Below are 21,833 nucleotides of genomic sequence, written 5' to 3' on the forward strand. Positions count from 1 at the left end.
GTAATTACTCAGTGTCGCTCCCTGCAAAAGCTGTTGCCAGCGTAGCCACTATCATCACCATAAGATGATAGGCATATTAAACCCTATTACCGCTAAAATTAGCGTGATATCGACAGGGTTTTTTCAAGGAATAAACGATGTGAATCACAAAAGCTCACATCGATGAACGGACTCATCGACACACCTCATACCTGCAAATCAATAAAGATTCTTAGCGATATCTGGCTCTTACTTCTGCTGGCATAGACGCTAGCCTCTGCTCAACCATCGCGCTTAAGGCATGAGTTAACGGCGTAACATCTTGCTGCTGATCGATCGCCTTGAGCATCATGGCCGCCGCTTCTAATGTTGACAAACTATCACTGCGACTGGCTTTGCGTATTGTGTAATTTGACGCGGAATCTAGATCCAAATGCAGCGCAGGATAAGCCTGCAGCCAAGGGTTTAACTGCAGTAACTTATACGCCTTACGCCAGGTACCATCTAAAAAAAGCAGTATTACCTCTTTCTCAACCTGAGTTTCGTTTGCCGATACACTATTGTCTGACGGATACACTAAATAAATAGGCTTATTCGACTGCGCTAATTGCTCACGCACCCCTGCAAAATCATCGGGGTTTTCACCCACTACAACTTGCGTGTTTGTAATGACAAGCTCTAGCAAGCGCACACTATTTTTGGCATGGCCGACTTCACTCGGGTCTTGCAAAATAATCAGTTCAGGTTTGACCTGCATGGTTTGAATACTGGCACACAAACACGCATTTAACGGATAGTGGCAGTTAGGACAAGTTGGACGAGACACAAAACCTCTAAGTATTTGTTTGGAGTAGCCTGCAAATTGTAGCTGAGTGTTGTTACAAATAATATGACTATGGAATACACCAAATATCATCAAATAAAAAAAGCCTGCATAGATGGTTAGTCTGTGCAGGCTAAAGTGTTTCAGGGTGAAACAAAGTTAACTGTTACTATTAGTTATCAGCCGCTCTCGGCAGACAAGCCTAATAAGCGTGCTGCTCTTGATGCCAGTGATCTAACTTTGGCATCGCCATCATAGCGAGTAGCACGATGGCACCAGAGCCCATCAGCATTGCTACTGCATAAGGTGCAGGCAGACTCGTTTGCTGCACTAACGCCGTAAGTAGTGAAGCGCCACTCATCTGAATAAAGCCAAGCATTGCCGTTGCAGTGCCCGCTCTTTCACCAAAGGCTGATAGCGCCATGCTGGTTGCTGGACCAAGTAACAGTGCAAAGCCAATACATAGCAGCATCATAGGTAGCATATAGCTATACGCCGCCATCATGCCTGTTTGCGGCCCAACGAGCTGCACTATGACCTGAGTTACCGCAGATACTAGCATTAGCGCTAATGCGATAATCACTGTAGAGCGGTTACCTAATTTTTTCATCACTAACGGCGCTGCAAAACAAGCCACGATATTCACTGCTGCATTTAAACCAAACAGGCCACTGAAGGCTAATTCAGACACTCCAAGGTGACCAATCAACCAGACTGGCGCATAAGACACATAACTAAGAATCGCAGCCATACCTGCCATACAAGCGATAGCATAAAACACAAAATGTGGCTCGGTTATCACCGGCTTATAGCGTGCCCAGCGATATAGCGGCCCATCACTCACGGTATTTTGTGGGCGAGTCTCAGGTAAGCGATAGGTCACTAACGCAAGAATAACCAGGCCATATAGCGCCATAAAAATGAAGTTAGAGCGCCAGCCAAATTGCAGCGCTAACATGCCGCCAAGTGTCGGTGCTAATGCAGGAATAATACAGATCATGCCATTCAAATAGCTGTAGTATCGCGCGCCTTCTTTTGGTGAAAAGCAGTCCCTTACGGCACTAAATACCACTATTGAAGTTGAACACGCGGCTAAGCCCTGCATCACTCTGGCTATTTGAAGCCAATGAAACTCCACAGCGATAGCGGCTAATACACTGCTAATCATGTAAAAAATGATACCGCCAATCGCAATGGGGCGACGACCATAACGGTCTGCTAACGGCCCGATTAATAGCTGGCCTGTGCCCATAGCAAATAAGAAAAGCACCAGCGTCGATTGGATCTCGCTCGCTGACACAGAAAACTCTGCCGCCATTGCAGGCATAGATGGGAGGTAAATATCGATAGCCAACGGGCTTAAAATCACCATTGGCAATAAAATAGGTAACAAACTACGACGCATGATCTTTCTCAGAATTAGGAAAACAGCGCTATAGTAATCAAACTAAGGTATGAACAGAAATGATATTATTTCCATTATGAATTTCCATTGAGGAATATCTTTGAAACTTGAAAACCTCGCACGTATCGATCTAAACCTATTGGTTATCTTACAAGTGCTATTAGAAGAACAAAGTGTCACCCGTGCGGCCAACCGTTTGCATGTCAGCCAGTCAGCGTTAAGCAAGAGTTTACACCGGTTAAGAGAAACCCTAGGTGACCCGCTTTTTCTGCGCACAGCTCATGGACTTAAGCCAACGGCTCATGCCGTGCAGTTAGGAAAAATGCTGCCGCAATGCTTACAAGGGCTGCACCAATTAACCTTGCCGCCCAGTTTTACGCCACATAACAGCACGCGCCAGTTTTCATTTGCCATGGTTGAGAGCGCCTATGAAACATTGATCCCCTACTTTATTGGTACGCTGCTCAATCGAGCGCCCAACCTTAAACTCAATAGCTTTGTATGGACAGAAAACTCGATTCAAGCTATTCAGCAAGGACAGATAGACTTTGGTATTTCAGGGCGGGAACTGCATCCACAGGCTGCCTTTCAAGTCGATAGATTACCCGAGGGCATAGCGCACCAGACCTTATTTACCGACCATCAAGTCTGCTTAGTCCGCCAAGACCACCCCATTCTCTCAACAATAGCGGCTGGTCACTGGGATCTTGATATTTATCTTGAGATGTCACATGTTCAAGTACGTTGTGAAGGCAATGACTGGTGGGCACTCGATTACCATCTAGCTGATTTAGGCCATCATCGTCGCCTAAGCACCACCGTGCCTGATTTTTATGGGGCCGCGAGCGTATGTGCCCATAGCGATCTGATTTTTACCTTACCCGCGAGCTTCGCTAAACATGCTAAGAAGCTTTATTCACTCGTTGAGTTACCTCTACCCTTTGAGTTTATTCCTCTCGCCTATGTATTACTTTGGCATGAACGTAATGCTGACGAACCGGGACACAAGTGGGTAAAAGAGATTATTTGCGAAAGCGTAGCGAATGCACTTTCTAGCCATAATATCCCTAAATAGCCTGCGCAGAGTTGGGGGGATGAATGCCACATATTAAGATGAAGCTTTATTAACGTGATCTTAGTTTAAATATTCGGCAATATAATATTTAACAGTTAGCCTTAGAGATCACGAACAAAAGACTAAAGCCATTCAGTCTTCATTCATCTTCTTCGTGTAAGCTAACATTAAGACATTTGGGAGAACATATGATTTATAGCCAATTTCAACACAATCCGATGCTGAATCGATTTTCAGGTACTCGTGGTTGGTTAGCATTCGTTATCGGCTTAGCGTTTATGACGTTAGCGTTGGTTGCATTGCCATTTTTATTACTATTTGGCGCCATTACTTTTGTCGTACTCAGTCTATTTGGCCGAGTATTCCTAAAGCGTCAGCTAGCTCGCTTTCAAAAGCAGCAAGCGAATCAAGAGTTTCACAGCCAAAGTGAAGAGTTCCAGGAGACTATTTTCAAAGAGACCTCCTCAACTCCACGTCAGGGTCGTACTTTTGAACACAACCCAAATGAACCAGTTTAACTCAGCTCTAACTCAAGCTTAGCGCAGGTTTAACTGGGCTCGAGTTAACTGGCCTCGCAGGCTAAACGAGCATATCTGATGCATTAAGAGGTCTTGATAACAGGGCCTCAAAGTGTGTCCATTTATCTGCTTTAGTCTCAGCTCTAGCCTCTACCCAAGCAGCAACAGCATCTTCGCCCACGCTGTAGTTAATCACATACGAACGATTACGATCAAAGAACTGCACTCGTTGTTTAGCACGAGAACGCGGATATAGCGCGCCATCGATTAGCATCTTTTCAGCCGTTTCAGCATCAACCTGTTTGTCGGTTAAACACTGACTGACATAGTTTTCGTAGTAGCCAAGTTTCTTTATCAGCTTTAATACCTTATGGAATAAAGCCAGATCCCCCTCTAGCCCTGCCAGCGGCATTAGCACATCACGCTCAAAGGCCAATACTTCGTCGTCAGACATGATCAAACTCAACGCATAGTTTGCACTGCCCTCAGAAAGGTAAGAGATTGGGCTATATAACGGATAAATGGCATATTCTAGCCATTGTTTAGCCTTCACTAACTTCTGCTCTTGCAAGACATTAAATACATGATGCCCAGGATAGCCTTCATGGGACGCCAACTCTAAGTAGCGCTCAATACCTAATGGTTGGTCTTGATTTAACTGGATTAAACTGTGGGAGTCACCCTTATACCAGTTATACGCCGTCCACACTTTGTCGTTCACATATTCAATTTCAAAGCTTTCGTTGTCAGGCAAGTTCATGTGCTTGCTGGTGAGTTGCCTAGCAATATCAACCGAGGCCGTAAACACCTGTGCCGCTTTGTCTTTTGGAACAATAAACTGAGACTTAAATTGATTATAACGCTCGGTCAGGCTGCCATCTCCCGGTAGTAGAGCTTCTATGTCAGCCAGCACTTGTTGATGCTCTAGCAGTGAATAGGGACTTAAATGGCAATCATATAAAGCAACCGCTTCTTCATTAAAGCTCAGTTGCTTGCCTTGTAAGAAATTAAGATACGCACCGACAGAATGCCACTGCGTCTTTAAGAATTGATAACGCTCAACAAGCTCATCAGCGCTTACCTGTAGTGCCAGTGTTGCTAATAACTCAGAACCGAATTGATGCTGACTTTGAAGCTCTGCTAACGGTTGCCAGTAGGTCTCTTTCTGCCACTCTTCTGGCCCGTAGTATGCGTCAACATAATAGCTATCATGTTGACCTACAGCTAACACCAGCTTGATATAGCGCTCTGCAAACTGATTCAGCGTAGCTTGTTGTGCATCAAATAATAAGGTTGCAGCACTGTCTTGTTCAGTATCAAAGTTTGGCAAAAGAACTCCTAGCGGGTAAGCGGATAATCAAGAACACAACCTAAGTATACATTATACAATTGTAACAGTCGATTAAGCAGTTTGACTAACTAGTCAACGAGGATAGCAGATAATAGATAGGGCAAGCTCAGAGGATTAAAGAGTTACAGGCTAACAGGAGCTAAGTATAGCAGGGTACTGAACATGAAAAGAACTCACCCAGCAGCCCAATCGAAGTCAATCTTTGGTGCTAACCCATGCATTGATAATTATATTTTATCACTGATAATGCATAGTTATTCTGAGGTTGATTCAAGTTTAGCTGCGGAGTGAAGCGCGAATAGCGACTGAATGGGGACAAGAAAGTACAACATAGACTAGACGAACAATGCTACGGGCTCGAGTCATTACTCAGCCAACTCTGTAGGCTCTGACAATAGTTCTGCCGCTTTGTGTAATGACACACGCTCTTCTTTTGAATTGCTCACCGCTAATACCGCATCGACTTGGTGTGATAATGATCCCCATAAAGGCAAGATCACATCTAGCTCTTCCTGATTCGCTCGCTCCCGTGCCATTTTGAGTAAGGCGGCGGCAGACACCACGTCAATGTGCCCCAAAATACCATCGGCAAGGGCGATACTCAGCTCTATCATGGCTGGGACACTGTGGCCGTATTTAATCACTTCACGTAAGTAAGATTCTGCCTGGGAGAGATCTTGTCCTAATGCATTATCATCATGCAACATGGTTTGTGCGCGTGACAGCATAGCGTCAACCTGCCCTTGCTCTGCAGCCTCCGCCATCCAATAGGCACTCTTTACGCTGTCTTGCTCACAGCCTTCACCGCGAGCTAGCATCAAGGCTAAATGAAATTGTGCATGAGGAAAACCGGCCTGTGCCGCCCGATTAATATACTTATAAGCCGTGGTTAAATTATTTTGCTGGTAATACAGTACCCCAAGATTGGCCATCGCTTCTGATTGCTCAAGCTTAGCAGCCTGACTTAGAAATTTTTCGGCCAGATTTAGGTCGACACTAAATTGCTCGCTCCCCACCAGATAGAAATAACCTAGCAGTGCCATCGCATTGGCAATTCCTGCATCTGCAGCTTTAGCAATCGCTCGCTCACCAGCGGCTACGTCAGTCTCTCCACTGTAGCCATGGATTAAAGACACGCCGTGCTCATACAAGGCATTTAACTCTTTTTCCGAGGCTTGGGCGAACCAATAGCTGGCTTGTTTCAGTGAAGCTGTTGAGCGATCTTCCACCGCCTCCTGACCACTATCGTGCAGTGCCAACTCTTGCTCACGCTGCATCAATGCCCGCGTTTTTAGCGACATACCCACTAAATACTGAGACTCGGGATCTCGCTCCATTACCGCACGATAACAAAGATCTCGTCCCGCCAATGAATCAAACTCTTCGAAGTAGTAGTCGGGTTTATCTTGTTTCGTCACGCTCACAAACAGCGATTCAACCAAAGATAAAAGGTGCTTGATCGAACGTTCACTTAGTTGCTGTAACTGATCTGGAGTCAGGTGATATTTTTCAGGGTGGGCGCCACGGTTACCATCGCTTCTAAGCTTATGCAGTGCGCGTGTGGTTTTAACATCTATGAGTCGGCGTTGATTTAACTGCTCGATACGATCATACAGATTAGGGCTTTCAAAGTGCACTGTCTTGGGTTCAGCAAGCAAGCTGGTGAGCTTATGACTGAAGCTACGCACATGCAGTAAAGCCTGGGTAGGAACATCTTTTACATAGCTTTTAGCCTTGCGATAATCCTCGCCTAATTCCGCAGAAAACAGATTCACGAATTCAATATCGTTCAACAAGACGTATACCCCTAACCACAACCGAAAAATATCGCTGCTTAAGCGAGTCGCAATTTTAAACTAACACGCTAACCCGGCAGCACTTTACTCGAAAGCAAAATACTGCAAGGCTCAATACAATACTGATTTAATCAGTGCTGCTGTCGTTTTCTTGAATGTTGCCAGGCGTTTCAGGAGTCGGACGCGACACCATATACAAACGGAACAGGGCAACGTTCACAAATAGGCCAAAGAAGGCCACAATCACTTCGCCAATAAGCTGTACAGGAAGGCCACCTAGCTCAGTAATTTGTGCCAATATGCCACCAAATAGCGACAATGGAATGTATAGCAATAGCACGACAATTGTTTTAAGTACGATTGGACCACTAAAACTAAAGCTGCGCTTAATAGCTTCCATTGGGGTCAGTCTTTCAACCACAACCATGAAGTTAACGAATGCCAGGCGAGCAAACAGATAAAGCGATACAAAGATACCGATAATCATCAAGTTGACATTAATCGCAGCCAAAATCATCACTGGCGCGGCAACGGCAAGACCCGAGAACACTCCCGCTAACAATAGCGGTGGAACAAAGTTCAAACCCGTCTTTAAGATCATGCCATTACTTGGGCTGTGACCTTGAGAACGGATCTCTAAAAATAACGTTAAAGCGGCGATCAGGAACGAAAATACCAGCAACAGCACCATCATGGCGACCATGTGGCTAGTGCCAAATTGTGGGTTTTCAAGATCGGCAGAACTAATCTCTAAACTTAGCCATAGTTGTATACCAACTTGTATAAATAAAATTGGTACAAACAAAAATGCTAACTGACTAATATTGTTTCGAAAAAAGTTAAAAGCTTGAGTCAAAATTGCTGACAATGGCATAGGGTTTTCCAAAAGATAAAATTCAATAACACGAGTTAACGCTAAGGATACCCAAGTTTATAAATTAATGCACAATTGAAATCACTAATTACACCACTCAAACTGAATATGTGATTCGTATTCGTTGGTGTCGACAAACAAAAAAATGCAAACAAATTGTTAAAACCGCTAGAATAGACAGAATATAAACAACTAAGGACAGCCCAAATGAAATTAACAACTGCAAGTTTGCTTGCCATTACCGCCCTACTGAGCACTCCAGCCAGTGCTGGAATTTTGGACCAATTAGGCCAAGCAACTGAAACCGCTAAAGCACCGAGCGAGCAAGCCGAGTCAAGTGACTTAGTCGGTAGCGTGATGTCACAACTGGGTCTGAGTCAGACCCAAGCTGAGGGTGGATTAGGTAGCTTGCTTTCACTGGCGAAAAGCTCTTTAGGTAGCAATGACTTTAGCTCAATAGCTGATTCGATCCCAGGGGTCGATGGGCTGTTAAGTGCAGCTCCTGAGCTAAACAGTGACTCAGGCATGTCTGGTTTATTATCAAAAGCCGGTGGCTTAGGTGAGTCTCTTCAAGGGGGTGCCATGGTGTATGACGCCTTTGAAAAGCTAGGGATTTCAAAAGAGTTAGCAGCGCCTATGGTCGATATTGTAAAAGGATACTTAGACACCAACGGTAGCGCTGGCACAGCAGATCTACTGATGAAAGGCCTTAACTCTATCTTATAAACGCCTTTCTCCTTCTCAGTTATCGGCGTATAACTGAGAGGGAACTCTCGATGAAAATAGTGCTCTAAATATCATTATAATCACATTCCCTCTTCAGCTTTAGGAGTTAATATGCTTGCAAAACTCAAACATTTCTTTGCTAACCCACACGTCAAACTATCTGATGAAGAGCTCGCCGAACATTTAAATCTAGCAGCTGCAAGCCTACTTTTAGAAGTGGTGATGGCTGATGAGAGTGTGTCTGAGCAAGAAAATAAACTCCTGCCAGAGCTGTTAACCACCACTTTAAATCTCAGCATTAACGATGTAGAAACCTTGATTAGTGATGCAAAAAAATCACAAGAGAAATCCACCTCTTTGTATGAGTTTACTCAAGCGATTAATGACAATTTCGATGTAGAACAAAAACAGCAGCTGATCTTAGCAATGTGGCAGCTTGCCTATGCTGATGGTCATTTATGTCGCTATGAAGACCAAATTATTCGCCGCACTGCTGAGCTTCTATATCTGCGCCATAGCGAACTGATCCAGATGCGAAATATCGCCATGGAACAACTCGGAAAGCCCTCTTAGACTTAGCAGGTTTTAGAATGAAGGTTCATTCTAAAACCGCATTAATCTTATTAGATGATTATGTACCTGTTAACCAGCGGTGAACCGTCTAAATGAGTTACCCTCCGCCAACAACATCAAGTTAAAATACCTATACTTGAGTGAGTTAACTTGGTTTCCATCCTCTTATCATTACGCAGCCTGAGCTAGCTTTTGCTGGTCATATAATTCTTGAGCAAGCGTGAGCTTTTCAGTTAACAGCGTCGATAACGCCTTAGAAAAATCATTTTCATGGGAATGGTGATACTGCAAATAGTAGGTATAACTTTCACGGTCACGGCTAGGAAACAGCACCTGATTATAAAAATCCGTTGCATCGATATAATCGATATCATTCCGGTTATTAAAGTACAGATGAGAGAAGATGGAGGCTGTCCAACACACATCATCACACTTAGTAAGATGATTGAGCGCCATCGCTAAACTCGTCGTTTTAAAACTCACTTTAAGGTCTAAGTCATGTTCTTTTGTATAACTTTCAAACCAATGATCAACTAAGCCCACTTTAGAGTAGTTAATAAAAACCAGCTTATTTTCGAGTAGATGCTTCAGCGTCAACTCTTTCTCAAATAATGAGTGCCCCTTCTTTGCAGCCAGAAAGTAATACTTAACGTCTCCAACCTTGACGTTCTGTACTACATCAGACGCTTTAGCGTTTACCGTAATTGCGAAATCGACTTTTCCCTGAGCCAATAACTCTTGCACATTATCGCTCCAAGGTTGAATGCTCACCGACATATCTAGCCCTTGGCGCTGACAAACTTCAGTAATCGATTCGACCAAGAATCCAGATAAATGCTCTTGAGCTGCGATCACTAATTGATTTTTAGCAGGGCGTTGAGCAGTCGCATCAGCCATCTGTTCATAGGCCTGAACAATAGATTTGGCGATAGGATATATTCTATCCGCCATTACATTAGGCTCAACACCATATTGGCGCCTAACAAACAATTCATCACGGACCACCTCTCGCATATTACTTAAAGCGCGGCTCACCTTTGGTTGTGTCGTACTAAGTTTCTGGGCAACAACCGAACCATTTTTAAACTCAACTAAGCCAACAAACACCTTGAGAGTAAAATAGTCTAACTTCGAAAGTTCCTTACGCATCAAATCCTTGCCTAAAAAAACATTTTATTAATTATTGTATACAATACTATAACACTGAAAAGTATACGATTTTGCTACCCCAATCACATCTATACCTAATTGTAGGTATAAAAATATAAAGACTGACTCTCTCTATTAATGCCTGACAAAATGCTCGCTAAAGAAAACTCTAGAGTGATCATACTCCTTTAGCCTAAAGCAAGTTAAACTAAGGCTATCAATGAGATGGTAAATACCTATGCAAACTGAACACACAGCTGAACTGAACCTGCTTTGGGGAACGTTAATCTTAGAAGAACTGGCCCGCCTTGGTGTAAAACACGTCTGTATGGCGCCAGGTTCCCGTTCCACCCCATTAACTCTAGCGGCGGCAAAACAGTCGAAGCTCAGCCAACATATTCACTTTGATGAAAGAGGCCTAGGCTTCATGGCGCTGGGCTTAGCTAAAGCAAGCCAAGCGCCTGTTGCGATTATTACCACGTCAGGGACTGCAGTCGCTAACCTTTACCCTGCTGTGATAGAAGCTTGGCTCACCCATGTGCCTTTAATCGTGTTATCTGGCGATAGACCGCCAGAGCTTATCGACTGCGGTGCTAACCAGGCCATTATTCAGCCCGCTATTTTCGCGCAATATGCTAAACAGCTAAATTTGCCAACACCCGACATGAATATCGCGCCACAAGCGCTACTGAGCATGTTAGATGAAGCGGTGTGTAACCAATCACAACCCGTGCATATCAACTGTATGTATCGTGAACCTCTATATCCAAATGAACCTAGTGTCGATTTTTCTCGCTATCTAGCGCCAGTGACCCAGTGGCAGCAACAAACCACGCCTTACAGTCGGTTCGCTCCAATGAATACAAGCCAGATGCCGACATCTGATGCTCTTGCCCGTTTTGTTCATGGTAAAGGAGTCATTGTTGCCGCGACACTCGCACCCGAGCAACAACCTGAGCAGCTCATCGCACTTGCACAAAAACTGGGCTGGCCCATTGTCACCGATGCACAGTCGCAACTGAGACAGCATGGCGGCGCAATCGGTAATATCGATCAACTGCTGCACCAGCCAAAATCAAAGGCACTGTTAGCTCAGGCTGAAAAAGTCATTGTGTTTGGCGGTCGTATTCTGTCCAAACGCCTCATTAGCTATCTCAATGACCAAGACTGGAAAGATTATTGGCAAGTACTGCCGCAGCAACAACGGCTTGACCCCAGTAATAAATCTAAGCAGGTTTGGATTGCCCCAGCCCATCAATTTGCCGCGCTCGCCTGGCCAAGATCGTCACAAGCAAATTGGGCACTAAACTTAGTTCAATTTAACGATGAGTTAGAAACCCTGTATCAGCAGCAGATTGATCATGCCGAGTTTGGTGAAGCGCAAACCATTCGAGCGATTGCCAAGATGCAAACCAATGAGCAGCAACTGTTTATCGGTAACAGTCTTCCCGTGCGCCTGTATGACATGTTCGCACCTATCACCACCGGCAGCGCAACGGTTTTCACTAACCGCGGCGCATCAGGCATTGATGGCTTATTAGCTACCGCTTGCGGTGTCGCTATTGCCGAGGCCAAACCAACGACACTCATCATTGGCGATATCTCTGCGCTACATGATCTTAATTCGCTGGCAATAGCCCGCAGTGTCACCAGCCCGTTGGTGATCGTCATTCTCAACAACGATGGCGGTAATATCTTTAATTTATTGCCTGTGCCCAATGAGCAGCTCAGAAGCGACTACTATCGTTTATCTCACGGACTTGAATTTGGTTTCGGCGCTGCCATGTTCGGCCTAGCCTACAATCAAGTCGACTCGTTAACCGACTTTATAGAGTCCTACGAGTACGCTATGACCTACTCTGGCCCCTCTGTCATAGAAGTCACAGTGGCCCAGAACCAAGCCAGCGAGCAGATAGCGCAACTAGCCAATTGGGTAAAGCAAAGCTAATGCTGAGCTATCGCTGCGCAGGTCAAATAGGCTCGCCAGCCGTGGTATTCCTGCACGGCTTTTTAGGCAGCAAAGAAGACTGGAATGAGGTTGTAGCGCAGTTACAAGATGACTTTTTTTGTATTGCTCTCGACCTGCCCGGCCATGGTGATAATAACCTTGAGGCTTGTCAGGCAAACCCATTCCTCTTGCCCACGCCGGGGTTTAACCGCTGCGCAGAGCTTATTCAAACGACCTTATCGACGCTTAGCATTAGCCAATACCATTTAGTGGGCTACTCTCTTGGCGGGCGTATCGCATTGCATATCGCAAACCTGTACCCTCAGCAATTACTGAGCTTGGTTTTGGAGTCTTGTCATCCCGGTTTAAAACAAGAAAGTGATAAACTTGCTCGTAAAGAGAGTGATTCAGCATGGGCATTAAAACTGGCAAACCTGCCCATTAAACGCTTTTTAGGCCTATGGTATCAGCAAGCTGTATTTAGTGATTTAACCGACGTTGAACGCGTCCACTTAATCGACAAGAGGGCGACCAATAAGCCACAACTGCTAGCCAATTGCTATCAAGCGACCTCGCTCGCCGAGCAAGGCGACCTTTGGGATACACCCAGTCGATTGAGCGTCGTTACACACTTTATAGCAGGCCATCAAGACAGTAAATTTATGGCGCTGGCCAAATGCTGGCAACAACAGCAAGTGCTAGAGTTACATGCTATTGAAGCCAGCGGCCACAATGTGCACTTAGCAGCGCCCATCCTCTTTGGTAAACTACTAAAACACGTTTTTACCTCGACTTCTAACTCGACTTCTAACTAAAGAGTGAGCACTCAATGACAGCAACTCAACAGCAAGCAGCCCCATTAACTCTTACTCAATTGAGTCTGCATCAGTTTGCTATCGACCTAACTAAGCCACTGCCAGTAGGCAAGCAGCGCATTGAGCAGCGCCAAGGCTTAGTACTCACTGGAACAATTATGACAGCCGATGGCGATAGGCAAGAGTCGGTTGAGATCTCACCGCTTAGCGGCTCCGACAGCCAAGGGCAAATGATTACAGGCTTTAGCCGTGAGACATTAGCAGCGGTTAGCCAGCAACTCATTGAAATATTGCCATTGCTGCACCAGCAGCCAGCCGATAAGCTGTTAGACATTGCCGAACAAAGCGCGATTGCTAATCAATATCCCGCACTCGCTTATGGCCTTAGCCTGCTGCACGGTAAACTGCACGGCAAGTTAGACAGCCACCTAATAACGCCACGTACCGTGCCGCTTATTTATCGTCATGCCGATGAACCGCTTAACGCCGTCGCAGACAAAGTCCGCTCTTTGCCTAAAACTATTTTTGCCGTAAAAGTTAAAGTGGCTCAAGACTCATTAGAAGATGAGATCAAGCTTATTCATCAGATCTTAGCGATTCGACCCGATCTAAAATTGCGTTTAGACGCTAATCGAGGCTTTAGCCTGGAGCAAGCCATAGAATTTGCCGCCTGCATACCACTTAACAGCATTGAGTATATTGAAGAGCCCTGTCAAAACCCTGAGGATAACCACGCGTTTTATCAAGCCATTGAGCTGCCATGGGCACTGGATGAAACACTCAATAGCCCAGACTATCAATTTGAAATGCAACCAGGGCTACGTGCGCTAATCCTCAAGCCAATGCTGCTTGGCAGTCTCGAGACGTTACAACGACTGATTGATACAGCTGAAGAACATGGCGTTCGCTGTATGTTAAGTTCTAGTTTAGAAGCCAGTTTAGGTATCGACGCCTTAAGCCATTTGGCACGGATCATGACGCCAAATGAGATCCCAGGGATCGACACGCTTGGCGCCTTTAGCCAGGACTTGCTCGCTCATTCAGGCAAAGCAGACTGTTTAAGCCTTGATGATTTGACGCTACTCGTCGCACTTAAGTAAGCGACTACCTCAGACCTCTATCTATAGCAGCTCAACAAGATCCACATAGGCCAAATAACGGATAACTGCATGCAAGCTAAGACACGCTCACCCATCCACAACATCGCGCAGCGTCACGGCGCTAACGCAGCCTACAAATTTGCAGGTAAAGCGGTGAGCTATAAGGGGCTAAGCCAGCAGGTTAACTCAGTTGCAGAGCAGTTATCAGCCCAGGGGCTGCAAAAAGGCGACCGCCTCGCCTGTATCGCTCATAATTGGCCTCAGCTGCTACTACTCTATTGGGCCTGTGTCGACAGCGGCATCCTCTTTTGTCCCATATCGCCACGCTTTGCTGCTAAGCAAGTCGTGGATCTGATGCAAACTCACAGTTATCGTCACTACTGGCTTGCAGTTGATAATCCGGTGGACTCGTCACTGGTTCTGGCCTTAAGCAATCAAAACCAGTTTGAGTCAGTGACTGTAGATTTTACACTCCAAAGCCAGCAGCTGGCACCAGCTCTTGAACCTCTCGTTGCCGTTAACGCAATACTCACCTCTGGCAGCAGCGGTACGCCCAAAGCCGCCGCCCATAGCCTAGCCAACCATATCGCCAGCGCGGCAGGTTCAAGTGAACTAATTACGTTAGCTGCAGGGGATAATTGGTTGCTGTCGCTGCCGCTATTTCATATCGGCGGCCTCGCGATTTTAAACCGCTGCGCCCTCGCAGGTGCCTGCGTGGTATTTGAAGACAAGCACCTAACTCTGGCTGAACAACTCAGTCGCGACGCTATCACCCACCTGTCTTTAGTCAGCGCGCAGCTACAACAGCTTCTTGGTAGCGGTAGCGACAACTTAAGCCAGGTCAAAGCCATGCTGCTCGGCGGCGGCGCCATTTCAGCCAACCTGTTAGCCGAACTGGCTAAGCGCAATATCAAGGCCTACACCAGCTACGGCATGACAGAAATGGGATCGCAGATCAGCACCGGTATCGCCCGCAGCGACGGCTCTAGTGGTAACGTCTTATCGGGGCGAGAGTTAAAGGTTGTTGATGGTGAAATATGGGTAAAAGGCGAGTGCTTATTCCTTGGATATTTAACCGCTGATGGCTTTAATCTACCGCTAGATAAGGACGGCTGGTTCTACACCAAAGATTTAGGCCACTTTGATGATAACGGCAACCTCTGCATCGACGGCCGCGCCGACAACATGTTTATCAGCGGCGGCGAGAATATCCAACCCGAAGAGATAGAAGCGGCACTCAAGCTACATCCGTTAATCGTTGACGCCATCGTGTTTCCTGAGGACGATGCCAAGTTTGGCTATCTACCATCGGCTATTCTTAAACTAGTGAGTGGCACCAGTCATGACCAAGAGCAGTTGCCCTCGGAAGCCGAGCTAACTAAGTTCCTCGCCGACAAAATTGCCCGCTTCAAGCGACCAAGGCGTTATTACCCTTGGCCAGAAGTCAGCTGTGCCGGGATTAAGGTTGTACGCAAACAGGTTGTTGAAGCGGTTAATCTCGCGAAATAGTGAGTTGAATTTCAGTCAACTTTTAGCGAAAACTCCAGCCATATTGTCTCCAAGGGCCGAGGGAATCCCAAATCATGTATAGAATAGAATTGGCCATATTTCTAAGGCCTTAGCAGCATCTACACTCGCCTATAAAGGCGCAATCACCTTAGACCTTAGGAGCCTCATATTCGAGTATGAGGCTCGCATCTAGTAGATGTAGTTTCGTCTGGTTCATATAGGGCAAGCGTTTCCCCCACACATTCGGCTACTAACAAAGCGCTACCACTTTAATTCACTACGTAAATCATCTGTTCGCTTTTAATCAAATAGACTTGAGTTACGAAATTTATAGCAAATATGCTTTTTAACATCTTCGGGTTGCCCCCAGATATCATTAAGATTAAATTGCCTCTCGAAGATCGTGATCCCTAAGCCTTCAGTTGTACGTTCACCTATATTCTCTGGGGAAGTTATTACGGCAAGCGTCATACCCACTATATACCCTGATGGCAGATTCCAATTATCCTTACCAATTACCATTCCGCCGTTTTGATTGAATGCTAATCGTGGATCTAGTTCCCCCTCATGAGCTATAGAGGTTCGTCCAAATTTGTAAAGAGCATCCTCAAACGACATGCCGTCAAAATTACAGCCTTTAAAAACATTACCGGTTCCGACAGCTGTGACTAAAACCTCTTCATCCTTTAAAAAACTCTTAATTCTAAGACCTACGCCGGCTTTCGGTCGACGTTTCTTTGCCGTTTTATCAATTACAGGAAATAGATTAACCAATGCTCCCTCATAATCATTTTCCTGAAGGTGCTTTATGCACTGCTCAATTCTACGACTTATTCCTGTGGGCCTGCTCATTTTAAAACCTCATATATTCAGAATGCGTATACGCTTATATTCATTAAAGATTCATATACATGAACCCATTGATTAATAATAACTCTAGCAAATTACAATTGTGGAAACGAGCATTCATAGTAGGAAAAGTTTGCACTGGTACCTGAATTGCTCTCACATCCTCACAGAAAGCTCCTTAGCAGCTAACCGAGACGACTAACTAACTCATTACTCACTTTCACTTTCACTATCGAATGCAGCTAAATGCCTGCGGCAGGCGTATGCGCAGACACTGCTGAGGCACGCTTTTGCTCTTAAAAACAAAACAGGCCCTGACCACTCAACGAAAACATCCTTGTTTTCGACGGCCTCAACCGTATCTACACCGGGTTAGAAAAGCATAACCTGTAGGTTTCAGTGTTTATCATACGAACTGTAAAGCTAACGCTTGTCACTGAACTTACAGAAAACACCAATTCCCCATCGAAGTTGCCGAAGTACGTTGGAATAAATCACGTGATGCCGACATGGACGTCGGCATAGCTTTCGCGGGGCAGGATGCCCCATCGGAAGCGTTAGTTATTTATCCATAAGTATGAGGATCAACAACTTCGTCGGGGGCGGCGGGGAGATCCAAGAGGGGGTTGCTGTTGACCCCTTCTTGGCCGTGTGTGAGCTGGAAGCTCACGACCTTTATCAAACGAAGTTTGATTGATAAGAACTACCTACATCCCTAGGTAAACTCTAGGCATAAAAGCCCCAGACATAAAGCCAAAAGCTGCCCATCCATGGGCTTTTGGCATAAATGTTCCAGACATAAAGCCAAAAGCTACCCATCCATGGGCTTTTGGCATAAATGTTCCAGACATAAAAAAACCTGCTTGGGTAAGCAGGTTTCAATTATTAATAAAGTCTCTAAAACTAATAATGGAATTAAACTTCCATACAGCCTTTAAGCTTGTTCATTGCATTCTTTTCCAACTGCCTGATACGTTCAGCAGACACTTGGTAAGTCGATGCTAAATCTTGCAATGTGGTCTTGTTTTCATCTAACCAACGCGCTTGAAGAATATGTTGGCTACGCTCATCAAGTGTCTTGATGGCCGATAGCAAACGCGCTTGATTATTCTGCTCCCAGTTGTCTGTTTCAACTTGAGACGCTAAATCTGATGAATGATCTTCAAGGTAATGCATAGGAGCATAATCTTGTTCGTCATCGTTATCGCTAGCCAGATCAAATGCAGGATCTTGCGCTGCCATGCGTGATTCCATTTCGGTCACGTCGGCTTTTGATACACCTAGATTTTCAGCCACCATGCCCACTTCGCTATCACTAAACCAACCTAAACGCTTTTTAGCTTTACGAAGATTAAAGAACAACTTGCGTTGTGCTTTAGTGGTGGCCACTTTTACGATGCGCCAGTTTTTAAGCACATACTCATGAATTTCAGCTTTAATCCAATGCACGGCAAACGATACCAAGCGTACGCCCACATCTGGGTCGAAACGCTTAACCGCTTTCATCAGGCCGATATTGCCTTCTTGAATCAAATCAGCCTGTGGTAAACCGTAGCCTGAGTAACCTTTTGCAACGTGTACTACAAAACGTAAGTGCGACATAATTAACTGCTTCGCAGCCTGCAAATCACCCGTTTCTTGCAGACGCTTCGCTAGCTCATATTCTTTATCAGCTTCCAACATCGGGATGTTGTGTGCTGAATGAACATAAGACTCGAGGCTTCCACTACTCTGGGGAATCATCAGTGCCATTGATTGCGTTTGTTCTGTCATTTACGCTCCTGCGACTTGCTTACAAAGGTCTTGCTAAAATCTACTTTCGAGCCGCTCATTACTGAAACGGACTGTGAACTATCGACTAATTGACAAAATATGTCAACCATCGGCGTTATCTAATATGTACGCTTATGTATCACTTATATAGTAGGTATAGAGTGAGCATACTGACTCACAAAAACCGCTTATCATACCAGTCTAGTACCCAAGCTAAATGCCATACTTAAATTCGCCAACAAAATATTACACCTAGCTATCGTTAACGCAAATGAAAAAAAGTTCATCATTTAGCCTGAGCTTTTGTTGGCTAGTTGTCAGTTAGAATAGTCTTTTATTATGACGGTTCTATTGCTCTGAGATGCTGACGCACAGAAAGATAGGAACCTAACCACCCCAAAAACGAAGCGAGTAAGACTAATTGCCCAAGTTCAGCAAAGGTGAGAGATTCCATGTGCAACGTACTGCCATATAAACCCAACAATTCCGCTAGCGCTGAGTCCAGATACCAAACCAATAAGTTAATGATAATCCACGCTAACACACCACCTATTACGCCATACCAGATCCCGGTATAAAGGAAAGGTCGCTGAATAAAGGCTTCGGTTGCACCAACCAGTTTCATCACTTCAATTTCAGTACGGCGGTTCATAATCGCTAAGCGAATCGTATTACCAATGACCAATACCACGGCTAATACTAGAAGTGCTGCGATGGCTAGTACAGTGCGCTCTAATAATTTAACGACCGCTTGCAGGCGTTCTAGCCACTCGATATCTAATCGGCCAAAGCTCACTTCGGGCTCTTGCTCAAGCTTACGCAGTAGCTCTCTCGCACCAGCTGGGCTTGAATACTTAAGACTAGGCGTTACCATTACAACGGCCGGAAGCGGGTTTGAGTCTAAATACGACAGCGCCTCACCAAAGCCTGATAAACGCTGAAACTCTTCTAACGCCTGATCACGATCTATATAGCTGACGTTACTCACCTCTGGATAAACCTTCAGGCGGGTAATTAAACTTTGAATCACGGTTTCGCTGCGACCTTCATCAATAAATAGCGATATTTCAGCAGCGCTATTCCAGGACTCGGTAATGGTCTCTGCGTTTTTCACTAATACCTGTAGTGCCGCGGGCAAGCTTAAACTCACCCCCAGTACTGCCATCGTCATGATGGACGATACCGGATTACGCCATAGTTCGCCAAGGCTGGCCATAGCATGTTGAATATGACGGATAAAAAACATCACGATTCTGCCGGAAATTGGGAGCTTGCTGCGGTTTATCTGAGGTTGCTGGCTCATCATTTATCCTCAGTTAGTGCCAAAGTTATCTTGAGTATTTAGCTCTTCGGCACCTAATACTCGCCCTTGCTTAAGCGTTAAGGTACGGTATTTCATTCGCGCAATTAAACCAAGATCATGGGTGGCGATAAGTACTGTGGTGCCTGCATCGTTGAAGGTTTCAAATAGACGCAGGATATCCATCGATAATTTAGGATCTAAGTTACCCGTTGGCTCATCGGCTAATAATAGTGGCGGTTTGTTTACAATCGCGCGGGCAATGCCCACACGCTGCTGCTCACCGCCTGACAACATAATAGGATTATGTCGCTCTTTACCATATAAGCCGACCATATCCAGCGCTCCGGCTACTCGCTTACGAATTTCACCAATCGAAAAACCTTCAATGATCAAAGGTAAAGCCACGTTATCGAACACGCTTTTATTCATTAATAAATGATGGTTTTGAAAAATCATACCGATATCGCGGCGCAGATAAGGCACCTGCGAGCGGGTGACTTTAGCGATATCGTGGCCATTAATCGAAACGCGACCACCGTTAGCTCTTTCGATAACGGTGATCAGCTTGAGCAGCGTACTCTTACCAGCGCCTGAGTGACCCGTTAAAAAGGCCATCTCACCACGCTTTAGATGGAAACTCACATCCGATAGGGCTTTTTGCCCTCCGGGGTAAACTTTACTTACCTGCTCAAATCGAATCATTAATTAGATTTCTTATTAGTTGGTATTACCACATCGAGTATGCAGCTTAAATTATCTTCTATAAGCTAACGCTATTTAACGTCTTTGTCGTCTTTTGTTTGACTAAACAAAGCTTCAATAAAGTCTTTCGCATCGAAGGTACGTAGATCGTCGATCTGCTCACCCACACCGATATGACGAATTGGAATACCAAACTTGTCAGCGATCGCAAAAATAACGCCACCCTTTGCGGTGCCGTCTAGCTTACTGATAGTAATACCCGTTACGCCAACCGCCTCTTGGAATAACTGCGCCTGACTAATCGCGTTCTGACCCGTGCTTGCATCTAAGGTTAACATCACCTCGTGTGGCGCCGTTTCATCTTGCTTCTTCATCACTCGAACGACTTTCTTAAGCTCGTCCATCAAGTGTGCTTTATTCTGCAAACGGCCTGCAGTATCGGCTATCAATACGTCGACATTACGAGCGCGAGCCGCTTGTAATGCATCAAACAATACCGATGCACTGTCTGCACCTGTGTGCTGAGCGATAACCGGAATATTGTTGCGTTGACCCCAAACCTGTAGCTGCTCAACCGCTGCTGCGCGGAAAGTGTCACCTGCCGCTAACATGACCGACTTGCCTTGCGCTTGATATTGCTTAGCAAGCTTACCAATGGTGGTGGTTTTACCCACACCATTAACACCGACCATTAAGATCACAAATGGGCCATCGGCGTTTTCTGGCACTAATGGTACAGAAACCGGATCTAGCGTCTTTTGCATCTCTTCGCGCAGTAACTCATACAGCGCTTCGCCATCTTTTAGCTGCTTGCGACTCGCTTGCTCAGTTAAGTTCTTAATCAAGCGTGTCGTCGTTTCAACACCCACATCGGCAATCAATAACTGCTCTTCTAGCTCTTCAAAAAGATCGTCATCGATCTTCTTCCCGCTAAACAAACCAATAAAGCCGCTACCAATGCTTTCACTGGTTCGTTTTAAGCCACGCTTAAGGCGGGCAAATAAGCCTTCTTTTACTGGTTTAGCTTGCGGTTCTGGCTGCTGCTCTTCTGCCGCTTCTAGCTGTGCCGCTTGCTCTGCAGCAGTTTCAGCTTCAATACGTGCAGCTTCAATACGTGCAGCTTCAATACGTTCAGCTTCAATACGTTCAGCTTCAATACGTGCAGCTTCAATGCGTGCAGCTTCAATGCGTGCAGCTTCAATGCGTGTAGCTTCAATGCGTTCAGCTTCAATGCGTTCAGCTTCAATGCGTGCAGCTTCAATGCGCTCAGCTTCAATACGTGCAGCTTCAATATGTTCAGCTTCAATGCGTGCAGCTTCAATACGTTCAGCTTCAATGCGCTCAGCTTCAATGCGTTCAGCTTCAATGCGTGCAGCTTCAATGCGTGCAGCTTCAGCTTGTGCGACTTGCTCTGCAGCAACTCTTTGAACTTCAGCTTCTGCCACGGCGGCATTTTCAGCCGCAATACGTGCAGTCTCAGCTTGAGCCACTTGCTCTGCAGCAACTCTTTGAACTTCAGCTTCTGCCACGGCGGCATTTTCAGCCGCAATACGTGCAGTCTCAGC

General features: G+C 45.5%; 20 protein-coding genes. 8 read left to right on the forward strand and 12 right to left on the reverse strand.

Annotated elements, in window-relative coordinates; translation table 11 throughout:
• Positions 1–211: 211 nt before the first annotated feature.
• Both ACVBIU_RS08435 and ACVBIU_RS08440 read right to left on the reverse strand, forming a co-directional pair.
• Positions 212–805 (reverse strand): tRNA-uridine aminocarboxypropyltransferase, encoded by a 594-nt coding sequence (locus tag ACVBIU_RS08435; RefSeq protein ID WP_447158938.1) that lies wholly within the window; start codon positions 803–805, stop codon positions 212–214.
• 199 nt (positions 806–1,004) lie between these two features.
• On the reverse strand, positions 1,005–2,207 hold the full coding sequence (locus ACVBIU_RS08440; protein WP_447158940.1) for a multidrug effflux MFS transporter: 1,203 nt from the start codon (positions 2,205–2,207) through the stop codon (positions 1,005–1,007).
• A 100-nt stretch (positions 2,208–2,307) separates the two neighbouring features.
• Here ACVBIU_RS08440 and ACVBIU_RS08445 point away from each other — a divergent pair, with 100 nt between their 5' ends.
• Positions 2,308–3,282 carry a LysR substrate-binding domain-containing protein gene (locus tag ACVBIU_RS08445; RefSeq protein ID WP_447158941.1) on the forward strand — a complete coding sequence of 325 codons (975 nt, stop codon included), beginning with the start codon at positions 2,308–2,310 and terminating at the stop codon, positions 3,280–3,282.
• Between the two features lie 188 nt (positions 3,283–3,470).
• A complete protein-coding gene (locus tag ACVBIU_RS08450; RefSeq protein ID WP_447158942.1) occupies positions 3,471–3,800 on the forward strand; it encodes a hypothetical protein in 330 nt (109 codons plus the stop codon).
• Between the two features lie 61 nt (positions 3,801–3,861).
• On the opposite strand, the gene ACVBIU_RS08455 is transcribed toward ACVBIU_RS08450, so the two are convergent.
• The 3 genes from ACVBIU_RS08455 to ACVBIU_RS08465 form a co-directional block, all read right to left on the reverse strand.
• Positions 3,862–5,130, reverse strand: a complete 1,269-nt coding sequence (locus tag ACVBIU_RS08455) for a hypothetical protein (protein ID WP_447163513.1) — start codon at positions 5,128–5,130, stop codon at positions 3,862–3,864.
• Between the two features lie 386 nt (positions 5,131–5,516).
• The gene (locus tag ACVBIU_RS08460) at positions 5,517–6,947 is read right to left on the reverse strand and encodes a DUF4145 domain-containing protein (RefSeq protein WP_447163514.1); all 1,431 of its coding nucleotides are present in this window, start codon (positions 6,945–6,947) and stop codon (positions 5,517–5,519) included.
• A gap of 127 nt (positions 6,948–7,074) precedes the next feature.
• Positions 7,075–7,821: a hypothetical protein gene (locus ACVBIU_RS08465; protein ID WP_447158945.1), complete on the reverse strand. Its 747-nt coding sequence runs from the start codon at positions 7,819–7,821 to the stop codon at positions 7,075–7,077.
• A gap of 207 nt (positions 7,822–8,028) precedes the next feature.
• Between ACVBIU_RS08465 and ACVBIU_RS08470 the strand changes: the two genes are divergently transcribed.
• Entirely contained in the window at positions 8,029–8,547 is a 519-nt protein-coding gene (locus ACVBIU_RS08470; RefSeq protein WP_447158946.1) for a DUF2780 domain-containing protein, read from the forward strand.
• Positions 8,548–8,658: 111 nt separating this feature from the next.
• The gene (locus ACVBIU_RS08475; protein ID WP_447158947.1) at positions 8,659–9,120 is read left to right on the forward strand and encodes a tellurite resistance TerB family protein; all 462 of its coding nucleotides are present in this window, start codon (positions 8,659–8,661) and stop codon (positions 9,118–9,120) included.
• A 171-nt stretch (positions 9,121–9,291) separates the two neighbouring features.
• On the opposite strand, the gene ACVBIU_RS08480 is transcribed toward ACVBIU_RS08475, so the two are convergent.
• Complete coding sequence (locus ACVBIU_RS08480) at positions 9,292–10,269, reverse strand: LysR family transcriptional regulator (RefSeq protein ID WP_447158948.1); 978 nt, start codon at positions 10,267–10,269, stop codon at positions 9,292–9,294.
• 238 nt (positions 10,270–10,507) lie between these two features.
• Here ACVBIU_RS08480 and menD point away from each other — a divergent pair, with 238 nt between their 5' ends.
• From menD to menE, 4 genes are all read left to right on the forward strand, one after another.
• Positions 10,508–12,217, forward strand: coding sequence for a 2-succinyl-5-enolpyruvyl-6-hydroxy-3-cyclohexene-1-carboxylic-acid synthase (menD, locus tag ACVBIU_RS08485; RefSeq protein ID WP_447158949.1), 1,710 nt, complete (start codon positions 10,508–10,510; stop codon positions 12,215–12,217).
• Positions 12,217–13,032: a 2-succinyl-6-hydroxy-2,4-cyclohexadiene-1-carboxylate synthase gene (gene menH / locus ACVBIU_RS08490; protein WP_447163515.1), complete on the forward strand. Its 816-nt coding sequence runs from the start codon at positions 12,217–12,219 to the stop codon at positions 13,030–13,032. Before menD ends, menH begins: the two co-directional genes overlap by 1 nt.
• A gap of 14 nt (positions 13,033–13,046) precedes the next feature.
• Positions 13,047–14,132 (forward strand): o-succinylbenzoate synthase, encoded by a 1,086-nt coding sequence (gene menC / locus ACVBIU_RS08495; RefSeq protein ID WP_447163516.1) that lies wholly within the window; start codon positions 13,047–13,049, stop codon positions 14,130–14,132.
• A gap of 69 nt (positions 14,133–14,201) precedes the next feature.
• A complete protein-coding gene (gene menE / locus ACVBIU_RS08500; RefSeq protein WP_447163517.1) occupies positions 14,202–15,641 on the forward strand; it encodes an o-succinylbenzoate--CoA ligase in 1,440 nt (479 codons plus the stop codon).
• 300 nt (positions 15,642–15,941) lie between these two features.
• Here menE and ACVBIU_RS08505 read toward each other — a convergent pair whose 3' ends face one another.
• The 6 genes from ACVBIU_RS08505 to ftsY form a co-directional block, all read right to left on the reverse strand.
• Positions 15,942–16,493, reverse strand: a complete 552-nt coding sequence (locus ACVBIU_RS08505; RefSeq protein ID WP_447163518.1) for a hypothetical protein — start codon at positions 16,491–16,493, stop codon at positions 15,942–15,944.
• 704 nt (positions 16,494–17,197) lie between these two features.
• Positions 17,198–17,341 (reverse strand): hypothetical protein, encoded by a 144-nt coding sequence (locus ACVBIU_RS08510; protein ID WP_447163519.1) that lies wholly within the window; start codon positions 17,339–17,341, stop codon positions 17,198–17,200.
• Between the two features lie 64 nt (positions 17,342–17,405).
• Positions 17,406–18,263, reverse strand: coding sequence for an RNA polymerase sigma factor RpoH (gene rpoH / locus ACVBIU_RS08515; RefSeq protein ID WP_447158955.1), 858 nt, complete (start codon positions 18,261–18,263; stop codon positions 17,406–17,408).
• 337 nt (positions 18,264–18,600) lie between these two features.
• Positions 18,601–19,566, reverse strand: a complete 966-nt coding sequence (gene ftsX / locus ACVBIU_RS08520) for a permease-like cell division protein FtsX (protein WP_447163520.1) — start codon at positions 19,564–19,566, stop codon at positions 18,601–18,603.
• A gap of 9 nt (positions 19,567–19,575) precedes the next feature.
• Positions 19,576–20,268, reverse strand: coding sequence for a cell division ATP-binding protein FtsE (ftsE, locus tag ACVBIU_RS08525; RefSeq protein ID WP_447158957.1), 693 nt, complete (start codon positions 20,266–20,268; stop codon positions 19,576–19,578).
• A gap of 71 nt (positions 20,269–20,339) precedes the next feature.
• Positions 20,340–21,833, reverse strand: a 1,494-nt coding sequence (gene ftsY / locus ACVBIU_RS08530; RefSeq protein WP_447163521.1) for a signal recognition particle-docking protein FtsY, incomplete at its 5' end; no start/stop codon positions are given.

The sequence above is a fragment of the Shewanella sp. 30m-14 genome (genome assembly GCF_052977125.1).

Coding starts and splice junctions, on each gene's coding strand:
- ftsE (WP_447158957.1), bottom strand. CDS start 20,268: ATGATTCGATTTGAGCAGGTAAGTAAAGTTTACCCCGGAGGGCAAAAA.
- ACVBIU_RS08475 (WP_447158947.1), top strand. CDS start 8,659: ATGCTTGCAAAACTCAAACATTTCTTTGCTAACCCACACGTCAAACTA.
- ACVBIU_RS08510 (WP_447163519.1), bottom strand. CDS start 17,341: ATGTCTGGAACATTTATGCCAAAAGCCCATGGATGGGTAGCTTTTGGC.
- menC (WP_447163516.1), top strand. CDS start 13,047: ATGACAGCAACTCAACAGCAAGCAGCCCCATTAACTCTTACTCAATTG.
- ACVBIU_RS08465 (WP_447158945.1), bottom strand. CDS start 7,821: ATGCCATTGTCAGCAATTTTGACTCAAGCTTTTAACTTTTTTCGAAAC.
- rpoH (WP_447158955.1), bottom strand. CDS start 18,263: ATGACAGAACAAACGCAATCAATGGCACTGATGATTCCCCAGAGTAGT.
- menE (WP_447163517.1), top strand. CDS start 14,202: ATGCAAGCTAAGACACGCTCACCCATCCACAACATCGCGCAGCGTCAC.
- ACVBIU_RS08505 (WP_447163518.1), bottom strand. CDS start 16,493: ATGAGCAGGCCCACAGGAATAAGTCGTAGAATTGAGCAGTGCATAAAG.
- menH (WP_447163515.1), top strand. CDS start 12,217: ATGCTGAGCTATCGCTGCGCAGGTCAAATAGGCTCGCCAGCCGTGGTA.
- ftsX (WP_447163520.1), bottom strand. CDS start 19,566: ATGAGCCAGCAACCTCAGATAAACCGCAGCAAGCTCCCAATTTCCGGC.
- menD (WP_447158949.1), top strand. CDS start 10,508: ATGCAAACTGAACACACAGCTGAACTGAACCTGCTTTGGGGAACGTTA.
- ACVBIU_RS08470 (WP_447158946.1), top strand. CDS start 8,029: ATGAAATTAACAACTGCAAGTTTGCTTGCCATTACCGCCCTACTGAGC.
- ACVBIU_RS08480 (WP_447158948.1), bottom strand. CDS start 10,269: ATGCGTAAGGAACTTTCGAAGTTAGACTATTTTACTCTCAAGGTGTTT.
- ACVBIU_RS08440 (WP_447158940.1), bottom strand. CDS start 2,207: ATGCGTCGTAGTTTGTTACCTATTTTATTGCCAATGGTGATTTTAAGC.
- ACVBIU_RS08450 (WP_447158942.1), top strand. CDS start 3,471: ATGATTTATAGCCAATTTCAACACAATCCGATGCTGAATCGATTTTCA.